Annotated in this window: 10 protein-coding genes; 6 read left to right on the plus strand and 4 right to left on the minus strand. The window is 67.0% G+C overall.

The genetic code is table 11. The features are described 5' to 3' along the window. Positions 1–263 precede the first annotated feature (263 nt). Positions 264–1,979 (minus strand): M28 family metallopeptidase, encoded by a 1,716-nt coding sequence (locus R1L06_RS17350; protein WP_317218315.1) that lies wholly within the window; start codon positions 1,977–1,979, stop codon positions 264–266. A gap of 86 nt (positions 1,980–2,065) precedes the next feature. Further along, a complete protein-coding gene (locus tag R1L06_RS17355) occupies positions 2,066–2,728 on the minus strand; it encodes a DUF4097 family beta strand repeat-containing protein (RefSeq protein ID WP_317218316.1) in 663 nt (220 codons plus the stop codon). Positions 2,729–2,823: 95 nt separating this feature from the next. Between R1L06_RS17355 and R1L06_RS17360 the strand changes: the two genes are divergently transcribed. Further along, entirely contained in the window at positions 2,824–4,122 is a 1,299-nt protein-coding gene (locus R1L06_RS17360; protein ID WP_010484243.1) for a murein hydrolase activator EnvC family protein, read from the plus strand. A 108-nt stretch (positions 4,123–4,230) separates the two neighbouring features. After that, entirely contained in the window at positions 4,231–5,691 is a 1,461-nt protein-coding gene (locus R1L06_RS17365) for a S41 family peptidase (protein ID WP_317218317.1), read from the plus strand. A gap of 83 nt (positions 5,692–5,774) precedes the next feature. On the opposite strand, the gene R1L06_RS17370 is transcribed toward R1L06_RS17365, so the two are convergent. Next, positions 5,775–6,467, minus strand: coding sequence for a rhomboid family intramembrane serine protease (locus R1L06_RS17370; RefSeq protein ID WP_019662230.1), 693 nt, complete (start codon positions 6,465–6,467; stop codon positions 5,775–5,777). 226 nt (positions 6,468–6,693) lie between these two features. Between R1L06_RS17370 and R1L06_RS17375 the strand changes: the two genes are divergently transcribed. Together R1L06_RS17375 and pnuC are read left to right on the plus strand one after the other, a co-directional pair. After that, positions 6,694–8,043 (plus strand): outer membrane protein transport protein, encoded by a 1,350-nt coding sequence (locus R1L06_RS17375; RefSeq protein ID WP_032129717.1) that lies wholly within the window; start codon positions 6,694–6,696, stop codon positions 8,041–8,043. Between the two features lie 142 nt (positions 8,044–8,185). Beyond that, positions 8,186–8,758, plus strand: coding sequence for a nicotinamide riboside transporter PnuC (gene pnuC, locus R1L06_RS17380; RefSeq protein WP_032129718.1), 573 nt, complete (start codon positions 8,186–8,188; stop codon positions 8,756–8,758). A gap of 88 nt (positions 8,759–8,846) precedes the next feature. Here the strand turns inward: pnuC and putA are convergent, their stop codons facing one another. Then, on the minus strand, positions 8,847–12,065 hold the full coding sequence (putA, locus tag R1L06_RS17385; RefSeq protein WP_317218318.1) for a bifunctional proline dehydrogenase/L-glutamate gamma-semialdehyde dehydrogenase PutA: 3,219 nt from the start codon (positions 12,063–12,065) through the stop codon (positions 8,847–8,849). Between the two features lie 274 nt (positions 12,066–12,339). Between putA and R1L06_RS17390 the strand changes: the two genes are divergently transcribed. After that, positions 12,340–12,816, plus strand: coding sequence for a DUF2244 domain-containing protein (locus R1L06_RS17390; protein ID WP_004153894.1), 477 nt, complete (start codon positions 12,340–12,342; stop codon positions 12,814–12,816). Positions 12,817–12,827: 11 nt separating this feature from the next. Beyond that, entirely contained in the window at positions 12,828–13,808 is a 981-nt protein-coding gene (coxB, locus tag R1L06_RS17395; protein WP_317218319.1) for a cytochrome c oxidase subunit II, read from the plus strand. The last annotated feature ends 56 nt before the right edge of the window (positions 13,809–13,864 follow it).

The following is a 13,864-nucleotide window of genomic DNA, read 5'->3' on the forward strand; positions in this document are numbered from 1 at the left end:
CATGCGTGGATGCCCTCCGTGAGGAACCACGGCGCCAACCAAGGTTGGCAGCTACCAACAGCTGGCCCACACAGCGATCGTTTGCCGGCCAGCGGCCGGCACTGCAAGTAGATCCACGCCATGCGTGGATGCTCTCTGCACGGAACCACGGCGCCAACCAAGGTTGGCATCTACAACTGCAGGGCGCGATCACACACAAAAAAGCGGCGCCCTTGCGGGCGCCGCCTTGGCTTGCTTCAGTACTCAGTCGAGCAGGCTCGACGCTACTTCGCCGCAGCCGGGGCCTTGTCCTTCATCATCACGTCGCGGGCAGCCTTGAACGGGTTGCCTTCGTACCAGTTCGGCCAACGATCGCCACCGGCCAGTTCCTTGCCGACGCCGTACATCAGCTGCAGGTCTTCCACGGTGCCGTCCAGCTTCCAGGTGGCCGCATCGAACTCATCCTTCGGGCCGTGGTAGCGGTTGGCGCCGTAGTCCGCTGCGGCCTTGCGGCCGGCGTCCACGCCACCCTCGCGCAGGTCCTCGCCGCCATCGGCGTACAGGGCCGGCACGCCGGCCTTGGCGAAGTTGAAGTGGTCGGAACGGAAGTAGAAGCCGCTCTGCACCGAGGTCTCACCGTGCAGGGTACGGTCCTGGGCCGCGGCCAGCGGCTTGAGGATGTCTTCCAGCTCCGAGCTGCCGAAGCCGGTGACGGTAACGTCCTTGGCACGGCCGGCCACCGACATCGCGTCGATGTTGATCACGCCGGCGATCTTGTCCAGCGGGAAGGTCGGATGGGCAACGTAGTACTTCGAACCCAGCAGGCCGGATTCTTCCAGGGTCACCGCCAGGAACACCACCGAACGTTCCGGCTTCGGCTCCTGGTGGGCCATTGCTTCAGCCACCTCGAGGATGCCGGCCACGCCGGTCGCGTTGTCGACCGCGCCGTTGTAGATGTTGTCGCCGGTCTCGCCCTCGTGCTTGCCCAGGTGATCCCAGTGCGCCATGTACAGCACGGCCTCGTCGGCACGCTTGCTGCCGGGCAGTACGCCCACCACGTTGCGCGATTGCTTCTGCGCGATCTGGCTCTTCAGATCGACTGCAGCGGTGGCCTTCAGCGGCACCGGCTTGAAGCCGCGCTTGCTGGCGTCCTTGTAGGCCTGCGCCAGGTCCAGGCCGGCACCGGCGAACAGCGCCTTGGCAGCGTCGGCACTCAGCCAGCCCTGCACCGGAATGCGGGCTTCCGGGTCATCCTTGGCCGGCAGGTCGTACTGCGGGCCTGCCCAGGAGTTCTTCACCACATCCCAGCCATAGGAAGCGCCGGCGGTGTCGTGCACGATCAGGGCGGCGGCGGCGCCCTTGCGCGCAGCCTCCTCGAACTTGTAGGTCCAGCGGCCGTAATAGGTCATGCGCTTGCCGTCGAACAGCTTCGCGTCATCGACATGGAAGCCCGGGTCGTTGACGAACATGACAACCGTTTTGCCCTTCCAGTCCTGGCCGGCGTAGTCGTTCCACTTCTGCTCCGGCGCATCGACACCATAGCCGACGAACACCAGGTCGCTGGCATCGACCTTCACCTCGGCCTGGCCGGTACGGGTACCGACCACCATGTCGGTGCCGAACTTCAGTTCGGTGGTCTTGCCGCCCTGGGTGATCTTCAGCACGGTCGATTCGTCGGCCGTGGTCTCGGTCATCGGCACATCCTGGAACCAGCTGTCGCCGTTGCCGGGCTGCAGGCCGATGCGCTGCATCTGGTCGCGGATGTAGTTGACCGTCAGTTCCTCGCCCTTGCTGCCCGGGGCGCGGCCTTCGAATTCATCCGAAGCCAGCGTCTTGACCATCTCGGCGAAGTCGCCGGCGTTGATCTCCGGCGAGAACGCATGGGCCGCCGGCTTGGCAGCGGCGGTGTCGGTGGCCGGCGCGGGCGCCGGCGTGTCTTCGCCTTTGCAGGCACTGAGCGCGGCCGCAGCGGCCAGGCACAGGAGGAGTTTGCGGGGCATCGTCGATTCCTGGAAAACAAAGGGCGGCCGCACCACGTGTACGACCGGTAACAGCGAGTATCACCGAACCGATGGGCGCGGTGTGCTCAGTCCGCCGGAGCGGTTTCGGTGTCGAACGGGATCGGCTCGGCGCCGGTGACCGGGCCGATGCGGGCCGTGCGGTGCACGTACAGCACCACCTCGCGTTCGAACTGCAACGGGCCGTCCACCACGGCATTCGGACCGATGATCACGCGTGGCTTGCGGCTGGCGGTCAGCGAGACGCTGAAGTTTGGCTTGCGCACGTGCACACCGCCCTTGACCTGCGAACCGATGCCCACGGTGATGTCACCGTTGACGGTTTCCACGTCGTTGCCGACGCGGCTTTCGACCAGCCCGATGCCACCGTTCACGGTTTCAACGCCGCCTTCGATCTGGCTGCCGCGATCGCTGAAGATGCTGCCGTTGACGGTGCTGACGCTGCCGTGTGCGATCACTTCGCGGCCCAGGCGTACGCCGCCGTTGACCGTTTCGATCTTGCCGGAGCGCGCGCGATCGGCGACCTTGACCCCGCCGTTGACGGTGTCGATGCTGCCGGTCTCGACGCCTTCGCCGACGCGGATGCCGCCGTTGACGGTGTCCAGCTTGCCGTAGCGCTGGCCGGGTTCGGCGCTGATGCTGCCGTTGACCTTGCTGATGTTTTCCTGCGCTGCCACTGGCCCGGTGACCAGCAGTACGCCCAACAGCAGCGGAATGGAGAGAGCTTTCATGGGGACCTCGATGGATGTGCGGCTGGCAGGCCGCGTGCGGAGATGTCACCATTCCCCGGTACCCCCTGCAACTGCCTGAAGTCACTGGAAAGCCCTTGCGCAACAACGCCTTCCCATCACGCCGACATCACATCGCCGCTGCTCGCGGCGGGCGCTGCCTGCTGTTGGGGCTGGCCTTGGCACTGGCGTTGCCGCTGCCGGGTGCCGCGCAGACCACGCGCGAGACCGAGCGCAAGCTGCAGAAACTGCGTAGTGAACTAAAGGGCGTGGCGCAGGAGCGCCGGCAGATCGAAGGCCAGCGTGGCCAGGCCTCGCAGCAGCTGCGCGAGGCAGATGAGAAGGTGGCCCGCACCGGCCGTGCGCTTGCGCAGACCGAGACCGCGCTGCGCGAGCAGGGAAGGGCCCTGGCCGAGGCCGAACAACGCCGCAGCACGCTGCAGGCCAATCTCGCCCAGCAGCATCGCGAGCTGGCCGGCCTGCTGCGTGCGGCCTACCAGCTGGGCAACCACGCCCCCCTGAAGCTGCTGCTGTCGCAGGACACGGTGGCCGATGCCAACCGCGCCCTGGCCTACCACCGCTACCTGCAGCGCGAGCGGGCACAGCGCATCACCACGCTGACGGCTGACCTGAAGGAACTGGAAGCGCTGCAGGCGCAGATCGCCGAGCGCAAGCAGAAGCTGCAGGGGGCGCAGCAGGACCAGAAGCAGCAGGCAGCGGCGCTGGAAGCCGACCGCCGCGATCGTGCAAAGACCGTGGCCTCGCTGGACGAGCGCTTCAAGGACCAGCGCGAGAAGGAACAGGCGCTGGGCCAGGACGCCAAGGCGCTGGAAACACTGCTGGCCAATCTGCGTGCGGCCGCCGCCCGTGCCGAGGCCGAGCGTCGCGCGGCTGCGCGCCGTGCGGCAGCGGAGAAGGCCGCTGCCGAACGTGCCGCACGCCAGGCCGCGGCACAGGGACGGCCGCCACCGCCCACCAAGGTTCCGCCGGCGGTGGCTTCCGCACCGGCGCCGAAGGTGGGGGGCCTGGGTTGGCCGTTGTCCGGCAACCTGCTGGCCCGCTACGGCGGCAAGCTGCCTGACGGGCGTACCAGTAGCGGCGTGCTGATCGGCGCACCGGCCGGCAGCACCGTCACCGCCGTGGCCGACGGCACCGTGGTGTTCTCCGACTGGATGACCGGCTACGGCATGATCCTGATCGTTGACCACGGCAATGGCTACATGAGCCTGTACGCCCACAACGACACCCTGCTCAAGGACGCCGGTGCACGGGTCAGCCGTGGCGATGCAGTGGCCAAGGTCGGCAACTCTGGGGGCCAAGGGGTCACCGCGCTGTACTTCGAGCTGCGTCGTGGCGGGCAACCGGTGAATCCGGACAGCTGGCTGCAGCGGCGCTGAATCCCGGCTCGCCACGTGCGGGCCGGATTCAACGGGAATTTAGCTGTGCTTCGCGCATAATCGGTGCATGTGCCTTGGGCACCATGCCACCGTCGACAGGAGTGATCCATGCGCGCAGCCCGTACCGCCACCCTCTTGCTGGCCCTGTTGCCAGCGCTGTCCTGGGCGCAGCAGACCGCGCCCGCCCCGAGCCAGGAAACCGGCGGGCAGGCAGCGAGCAGCGAGGAGGCGGTGACCTCGAAGGTGCCGCTGGAGGACATCCGCCGCTTCGTGGCCGTCTACAACGCAGTGCGGGCCGCCTACGTCGATCCGGTCGATGACAAGAAGCTGATGCAGGCAGCGGTGCGTGGCCTGCTGCTCGACCTCGACCCGCACAGCACCTACTTCAACAAGGAAGACGCGCAGGCCTTCGACGAACAGGCCAGCGGCGCCTACGAAGGCATCGGCGTTGAGCTGCAGCAGCAGCCAGACAACGCCAGCATGAAGGTGATCTCGCCGATCGACGACACGCCGGCGGCCAAGGCCGGCATCCTCGCCGGTGACCTGATCATCGCCATCGACGGCAAGCCGATCAGCGCGATCGATGCCAGCGAACCGCTGCGCGGCCCGGCCGGCAGCAAGGTGGTGCTGACCATCGTGCGCGAAGGCAAGCCCAAGCCGTTCGATGTCAGCCTCACCCGCCAGACCATCCGCGTGACCAGCGTGCGCAGCCGCCTGCTGGAACCGGGCTATGGCTACATCCGCCTGAGCACCTTCCAGGCCGACACCGGTTCGGACTTCCAGAAGCACGTGCAGCAGTTGCAGAAGCAGTCCGGTGGCCAGCTCAAGGGCCTGGTGCTGGATCTGCGCAGCAACCCGGGTGGCCTGCTGACCGCTGCCGTGCAGGTGGCCGACGACCTGCTCGACAAGGGCAACATCGTCAGTACCCGCGGCCGCATCAGCATCAGCGATGCACGTTTCGATGCAACGCCGGGCGACCTGCTGAAGGGCGCACCGGTGGTGGTGCTGGTCGACGCCGGTTCGGCCAGTGCCTCGGAAGTGCTGGCCGGCGCACTGCGCGACAACAAGCGCGCCCGCGTGGTTGGCAGCCGCACCTTCGGCAAGGGCTCGGTGCAGACCGTGCTGCCGCTGGACAATGGTGACTCGGTGAAGCTGACCACCGCGCGTTATTACACGCCCAGCGGCAAGTCGATCCAGGCCACGGGCATCGTGCCGGAGGTCGAACTGAAGCCGGCCGCTACGCCGGCCGAGGATGCACTGCCGGCCAGCCTGAGCGATTACAGCGAAGCGACCCTGCCGGGTCATCTGCGCGGTGACGACGAGGGCACCGAGGGCTATCACGCCGGTGCGGTACTGCCGGGCGATGGCCCGATCAACGACGCGCTGGCTGAGCTGAAGAACCCGGGTTCGGTGGCTGCACGCTTGAAGGCCGAAGCGGCAAAAGCGGATGCGGCCAAGGCTGCGAAGGCCGCTGCGGCGAAGCCGGAAGCGAAGGTAGAACCGAAGCCGGAAGCGAAGCCGGAAGCGAAGCCGGAAGCGAAGCCCGCCCCCGTCCCGGCCAAGCCCTGATTCTGTAGAGTCGAGCCGTGCTCGACTGATCCAAGAACGAGCGGGTGCGCGTGGAGCCGGCCAGCGGCCGGCACTACCAGGGGTCAGAAGCCGTGGCGCTTGCGCAGGCGGCGGGCGATGGCCGCCCGCACGTAGACCCCGTACACCACGCCGAACACGAAGCCGCCGATGTGCGCCCACCAGGCGACCATGCCGAAGCTTGGGCCGATATGGGCGAACACCACCTGCAGGGCGGCCCAGACGCCGATCAGCAGGTAGGCCGGGGCGCGCACGAATTCCAGGAACAGGCCGAGCGGGATCACCACGCCCAGCCGTGCGCCCGGGAACAGGGCCAGATAGGCGCCGATCAGTGCGGACACCGCGCCGCTGGCGCCGATGATGATCTGGTCCGGGCTGCCCATGGTGTAGATCGCCACCAGGTTGGACACCGCGCCTCCGACCAGGAACAGCAGCAGCAGCCGCCACGGGCCCAGCACCCGCTCAGCAGGCAGGCCGAAGATCAGCAGGAACACCAGGTTGCCCAGCAGGTGTGACCAGTCCGCGTGCAGGAACAGGGCCGTGAACAGCCGCAGCACGCTGCCGTCCTGCAGGGTCGCCCACCAGTCCAGCGGGTGGGTCAGGCCGGTGGACAGGGCGCCCCAGTCCAGCCAGAGGCTGCCCCGGGCGTCGTCCGGACGCGAGATCGACCACAGGAACGCCAGCCACAGTGCCGCAAACAGCACGGGCGTGGCCCAGCGCAGGGCCGCCTTCTTGCGCGACGGGAGGGAGACGAACATGGGCAATAGCCTAGCGTGCGGGCGCTTACGGCGGGGATTGTCCTGTTCAGCTTCTGGGACGAAAAAAGCGCCTGCGCTGTTATTGTTTCATTAACAGCTCTGGGTAATACTCGCATACGGCGTCGTATGTCGGGAGGGGAATCCGGCGCGCTCCGAAGGGCCCCAAGGCCTGCCGGGCGCAGGCGCACTCAGAGCACCATCACCGCTTACCGGAGAGAGAACTACGATGCAAACCGCTTCCACCATTGCCCGTCTGACCCTGCTGGCCGTCGGCGTTGCCGGTGCGCTGGCCGCCGCCGACGCCAACGCTGCTGCCTTCCAGCTGAAGGAAAACAGCGCCAAGGGCCTCGGCCGCGCGTTCGCCGGTTCCGGCAGCGCCGAAGGCGACGCCTCCATCATCGCCGTCAACCCGGCCGGCATGCGCCAGCTGGAAGGCACGATGGTCCAGGGCGACCTGAGCGCCATCAGCTTCAAGGCCGAGTTCAAGGGCCAGGGCCGCAATGCGGCAGGCCGCCCGCAGACCGGTGGTGACGGCGGCGACGCCGGCATGATCGCTCCGGTCCCGGCTGCGTACTTCCACATGCCGATCGGCGAGAAGGCCCACTTCGGTGTGTCGCTGACCGCACCGTTCGGCTTCAAGACCGAATACGACAACGGTTGGGTGGGTCGTTACAGCGGCCTGAAGACCGATCTGAAGGCCATCGACCTTGGCTTCGCCGCGTCGTATGACGTCAACCCGTACGTGTCGTTCGGCGCGTCGGTGTTCGTCGAGCACCTGACCATCGAGCTGAGCAACGCCGTCGACTACGGCAGCATCCTGGCCGGCGCCGGCGCTCCGGGCTTCGCCCCGGGCAGCGCGGATGGCACCCTGAAGATCGAGGGTGACAACAATGCCGTGGGCTGGACCGTCGGTGGCCTGTTCTCGATCGACGAGAACACCCACATCGGCCTGAGCTACCGTTCGAAGGTCGAGCACAAGATCACCGGTGGTGATGCGACCTTCAGCGGCGCCGACCGCGCACGTTCGCTGCTGACCAACTCGCCGCGTACCCGCGGTTGGTTCATGGACACCAGCGGCAAGGCCACGGTGACCATGCCGGCCTCGGCCACCCTGAGCGTGACCCACAAGGTCAACGACCGCTGGACCGTGATGGGCGACGTGACCCGTACCGCCTGGTCGACCGCCTTTGACAGCGTCACCGTCGACTACGCGTCGCCGCAGGCGGACTCGGTCCTGGAGTTCGGCTACCGTGACACCACCTTCGTGTCGCTGGGCGCCGACTACAAGCTGAGCGACACCGTCACCCTGCGCGGTGGTGTTGCGCTGGACCAGACCCCGACCACCGACGCCCACCGCGACGTGCGCGTGCCGGATACCAGCCGCAAGTGGCTGTCGCTGGGCGTGGGCTGGACCCCGTCGGCAAACACCGAGTACAACTTTGGCTACACCCACCTGTTCACCAGCGATCCGAACGTGAACGTGCGTGCGACCACTGCCAACCAGGGCAACTCGCTGTCGGGCAAGTACAAGGTCCGTGGCGACGTGTTGGCGGCTTCGTTCCAGTACAAGTTCTGATTCGGGCCTCGGCCTGACGCAGCACACGGAAGGCCCCGCGCAAGCGGGGCTTTCTTTTTCTGTGGCCACGGGCCATCCACGCGTGGCGTGGATCTACCGAAGATCGCAGCCATCCACGGCGTGGATCCACGACAATAGCGCCATGAACCTGTCCGATCCGAACTTCCAGCTGGAGCTGGCTGCCAACATCGCCGTCGCCGGCTCGATCCTGCTGGCCGGACGCAACAACGTGCACACCTGGTGGCTGGGCATCGTCGGCTGCGCATTGTTCGCCGCTGTGTTCGAGCGCTCGCATCTGTACGCGGACATGGTGCTGCAGTTCTTCTTCATTGCCATCAGCGTGCTGGGCTGGTGGCAGTGGCTGCGCGGCGATCACGGTGCGCCGCTGCCGATCACCTCATTGCGACCGCGTGCATGGGCCTGGCTGGCGCCGCTGGCGGTGGTGGCCACGTTCGGCTACGGCTGGATGCTGACCCGCCTGACCAATGCCTATGCGCCGTACATCGATTCGGCGGTACTGGTGCTGAGCGTGATCGCGCAGATCCTGATGATGCGGCGCAAGCTGGAATCGTGGTGGGTGTGGCTGTTGGTGAACACCGTGGCAGTGCCGCTGTACTACAGCCGTGGCCTGCACCTGACCTCGATCCTGTACGTGGGCTTCTGGATCAACGCGCTGGTGGCGTTGCGTCATTGGCGCGGCCTGATGCGGGTGTAGCGCCGAGCCCACGCTCGGCGCCACAGGAAAAAAGGCACAAAAAACCCCGCTTTCGCGGGGTTTTTCGTTCACTTCAACTATCGGGCGATCAGTCGCCCAGGGTCAGCAGCGAGGCGTTGCCGCCGGCAGCGGTGGTGTTCACCGTCACCGTCTTTTCGGTGGCAAAGCGCAGCAGGTAGTGCGGGCCGCCGGCCTTCGGGCCGGTGCCGGACAGGCCCTGGCCGCCGAACGGCTGCACGCCGACCACCGCACCGATCTGGTTGCGGTTAACGTAGACGTTGCCGACGTGGACGCCGTTGCTGATGCGGTCGACGGTCTCGTCAATGCGCGAATGCACGCCCAGGGTCAGGCCGTAGCCGGTGGCGTTGATCTGGTCGATCACCGCGTCGAGCTGGTCGCCCTTCCAACGGATCACGTGCAGGACCGGCCCGAAGATTTCCTTGTGCAGCTGGCCCAGATCCTTCAGTTCGTACGCACGCGGTGCGAAGAAGGTGCCATTGGCCGCTTCGGCAGACAGCTCGGCGGCAGCAATCAGGCGCGCTTCGCGGTCCATGCGTTCGGCGTGGTCCTGCAGGATCTTCAGCGCGTCGGCGTCGATCACCGGGCCGACGTCGGTGGACAGCAGGCCGGGGTTGCCGACCTTCAGTTCCTTCATCGCACCGGCCAGCATGGTCATCACCTTGTCGGCGATGTCGTCCTGCACGAACAGCACGCGCGCGGCCGAGCAACGCTGGCCGGCGGACGTGAAGGCCGAACCGATCGCGTCCTTGACCAGCTGTTCCGGCAGTGCCGAGGAGTCGGCGATGAAGGCATTCTGGCCACCGGTCTCGGCAATCAGCACGCCGATGGCGGCGTCACGCGCGGCCATCGCGCGGTTGATCGCACGGGCGGTGTCGGTGGAGCCGGTGAAGGCCACGCCGGCCACGCGCGGGTCGGCAGTGAGCGCGGCACCGACGGTGGCACCGTCGCCCGGCAGGAACTGCACCACCTCGGCCGGCACGCCGGCGTCGTGCAGCAGCTTCACCGCGTAGTAGCCAATCAGGTTGGTCTGCTCGGCCGGCTTGGCGATGACGCTGTTGCCGGCGGCCAGGGCAGCGGCGACCTGGCCCAGGAAGATCGCCAGCGGGAAGTTCCACGGGCTGATGCAGACGAACACGCCGCGACCATGCAGCTGCAGTTCGTTGGACTCACCGGTCGGGCTCGGCAGCTTCTCGGCGTGGCTGAACTGCTCGCGCGCCTGCTTGGCGTAGTAGCGCAGGAAGTCCACCGCTTCGCGCACTTCGGCGATGCTGTCGGGCAGGCTCTTGCCGGCTTCCTTCACGCACAGCGCCATGAACTCCGGCATGCGCGCTTCCAGCTGGTCGGCGGCGTGCTCGAGGATGGCGGCGCGGCTGGCGGCCGGGGTGCGGTTCCAGGCCGGCTGCGCGGCCACGGCATTGGCCAGGGCCTTCTGCACGGTGGCGGCATCGGCGGCCTGCCACTGGCCGACCACTTCGCGGGTGTCGGCCGGATTGGTCACCGGCAGCGCGGCGCCGGCCGGGTTCGCACCCGGCACCAGCGGGGCGGCCTGCCACGGCTTCACTGCAGCGTTGATCTGCTCGGCCAGGGCGCGCAGTTCGTTGTCGTTGGCGAGGTTGGCGCCCATGGAGTTCTTCCTGTCGTGGTTCTGGCTGCGCAGCAGGTCAACCGGCAGCGGGATCTTGGGATGCGGAATCGATTCGAACGAAGCAACCATCTCGACCGGATCGCGGATCAGGTCGGCGATCGGCACGCGCTCGTCGGTGATGCGGTTGACGAAGCTGGAGTTGGCGCCGTTTTCCAGCAGGCGGCGCACCAGGTACGGCAGCAGGTCTTCATGCGAACCGACCGGCGCATACACGCGGCAGGGCAGGTTCAAGCGGTCGGCCGGCACCACTTCGGCGTACAGGTCGTCGCCCATGCCGTGCAGCTTCTGGTGCTCGTACACGCCGCCATTGGCGATGCTGCGCACGGCCGCGATGGTGTGCGCGTTGTGCGTGGCGAACATCGGGTAGATCGCGTCGGCATGCGTGAACAGGCGCTTGGCGCAGGCCAGGTAGGAGACATCGGTGTTCTGCTTGCGGGTGAACACCGGGTAGCCCGGGTAGCCTTCGATCTGCGCGCGCTTGATCTCGGCGTCCCAGTAGGCGCCCTTGACCAGGCGCACCTGCAGGCGGCGACCGGCGCGGCGGGCCATGTCGGCCAGGTGGTCGATCGTGTACGGCGTGCGCTTCTGGTAGGCCTGCACGACCACGCCGAAGCCGTCCCAGCCGGCCAGCGAGGCGTCGGAGAAGACCTGCTCGATGATGTCCAGCGACAGTTCCAGGCGGTCGGACTCTTCGGCGTCGACGGTGCAGCCGATGCCGTAGCTCTTGGCCAGTTGTGCCAGTTCCAGCACGCCCGGCACCAGGTCCTTCAGCACGCGCTCGCGCTTGGCGTGCTCGTAGCGCGGGTACAGCGCCGACAGTTTGATCGAGATGCCTGGCGCGTTGTTGACGTCGCCGTCCGGACGGCCGCCGCGTGCCTTGTGGTCGCCGCCGATGGCGTGGATCGCACGACGGTAGTCTTCCAGGTAGCGCAGCGCGTCCTTCATGGTCAGCGCGCCTTCGCCCAGCATGTCGAAGGAGTAGCGGTAGTTCGCGTTGTCGCCCTTGTGCGAGCGCGACAGCGCTTCGCTGATGGTGCGGCCCATGACGAACTGGTGGCCCATGATCTTCATCGCCTGGCGCACGGCCAGGCGCACCACCGGCTCACCGACGCGGCCGACCAGGCGCTTGAACGCGCTGGGCGCATCGGCACGGGTGGCGTCGTTCATCTGCACCAGCTTGCCGGTCAGCATCAGGCCCCAGGTGGAGGCGTTGACCAGCACCGAGTCGCTGCCGCCCAGGTGCTTTTCCCAGTCGGCATCGGCCAGCTTGTCGCGGATCAGCTTGTCGGCGGTGTCCTGGTCCGGAATGCGCAGCAGCGCCTCGGCCACGCACATCAGCAGCACGCCTTCCTCGCTGCCCAGGTCGTACTGGCGCATGAAGGCTTCGATCGCGCCCTGGTCCTTGGCACGCACGCGCACGCGGCCGACCAGGTCGGCGGCCAGCGCCTGCACCTTGGCCTGCTCTTCGGCGGGCAGGCGGGCCTGCGCCAGCAGCTCGCGCACGTGGCTGGCCTCGTCCTTCAACCAGCCATCGGTGATGGCCTGGCGGAACGGGTTGGGGGGCGCCGGCAGTTCCGGCGACAGCAGCGCGCCGGGACGCGGAGCGTCGTGGGCGGCAGGGGAGGAGGAAGGTGCGTTCATGCCGGTCCGGCCAGTGGAAAACTTGGCGATTTTAATCATTTTTGCGGGTTGCGGAAGTGCCCATCAGCCACCTTCGTGAAGCGCTGATAGCCCCTAGCTGCGGTGGATTCAGCGTGTTCAGCAAGCTCGGCAGAATTTGTGCTGAATTCGTCATTCGTGCCGCCGACCTCATGCTGTGTTGCAGCATGGTAAAAAGTGTGAATGCACCCTTGCTACCGGCGAGAGGGCGGGGCTACCATCGAGACGTTTCCCGCGGCAGGAACGCGGTTGCGACATGATCGAGGTGCTTCCAGCTCCGGATGGGTCAGGTACGCAGCTGCGGCTGCGTCCCCCACGGGCGCTCGATGCCCGGCAGTTCGTCCTGTTGTTCACCGTGTTGTCGGGTGCGATGTGGCTGGTGTCCGCCCTCGGGTGGTTGGCCGGCAATGCATTCGCCCCCCTGTTCGCGCTGCTGTACAGCCTGGTGCTGGCGGCGGCACTGCGTGCCTTGTGGCGCAGTGGTGAACGGCAGGAGGAGATCCGGGTAGTGCCGGCGTACGTGGAGGTCATTCCCGTACCCGGTGGATCGCCGGTGTTCCGGGCCCACCCCCACTGGGTGCGCCTGCTCACCGACGACGAGAGGGTCCGGCTGGCATCCAGCGGCCGGCAGGTGGAGGTGGGGAGTTTCCTCGCGCCGGCCGAACGTCAGACGCTCGCAGAGACACTTGAAAGCTTGCTCGCCGCCAGCGATGGCGGCAACCGACGACGCTAAGGGTCTAGGCAATGAAGCAAAGCAGCAGGTGGGGCACGAAGTGCGTTGCAGCGGTCGCCGCCATGGTGGCCGGGGGACTGATGCCGGCGTTGGCCTGGGCCCAGGCGGCCGATCCCAAGCCGTGGCAGCTGAACATGGGCAAGGGGGTCACCCAGACCTCGCGCCTGGCCTGGGAATCGAACAATCTCTCGTTGATCATCTGCACGGTGATCGGCGTCATCGTGTTCGGGGCGATGGCCTACGCCATCTTCAAGTTCCGCAAATCCAAGGGTGCGGTCGCCGCCACCTTCAGCCACAACACCAAGGCCGAGATCATCTGGACGGTGATCCCGGTGATCATCCTGATCGTGATGGCATGGCCGGCCACGGCCAACCTGATCAAGATGTACGACACCCGCGATGCCGAGATGACGGTGAAGGTCACCGGCTACCAGTGGATGTGGAAGTACGAATATCTCGGCGAGAACGTCACCTTCACCAGCCGCCTGGACCGCGAATCCGACCGCGTGCGGCAAAGTGGCATCGTGCCGACCCGCGAGAGCCATCCGCACTACCTGCTGGATGTCGACAACCGCCTGGTGCTGCCGGTCGATACCAAGGTGCGTTTCGTCATCACCTCTGATGACGTGATCCACGCCTGGTGGGTGCCGGCGCTGGGCTGGAAGCAGGACGCCATCCCCGGTTTCATCAATGAAGCCTGGACCAGCATCGAGCAGCCCGGCGTCTACCGCGGCCAGTGCGCCGAGCTGTGCGGCAAGGACCATGGCTTCATGCCGATCGTGGTCGAGGCGGTGTCCAAGGAAGAGTTCAAGCAGTGGCTGGCGCAGCGCAAGCCGGCGCCGCCCGCCGAGCCGGCAACGCCGGCGGCACCTGCCGAACCGGCTGCACCGATTGCACCGACTGCACCGACTGCACCGACGGGAGAGGCACCTGCAGCGCCTGCCGCTGCTGAAGCCGGCAGCGCGCCTGCCACCGCGGCCAGCGGAGCGTGATGTAAAGCCCGCGGCCGTTCGCGGCCGTGGTGACAACCGATTCTGAGAGGTGTTTT

The organism is Stenotrophomonas mexicanensis (genome assembly GCF_032911605.1).
Classification (GTDB): Bacteria; Pseudomonadota; Gammaproteobacteria; order Xanthomonadales; family Xanthomonadaceae; genus Stenotrophomonas; species Stenotrophomonas maltophilia_A.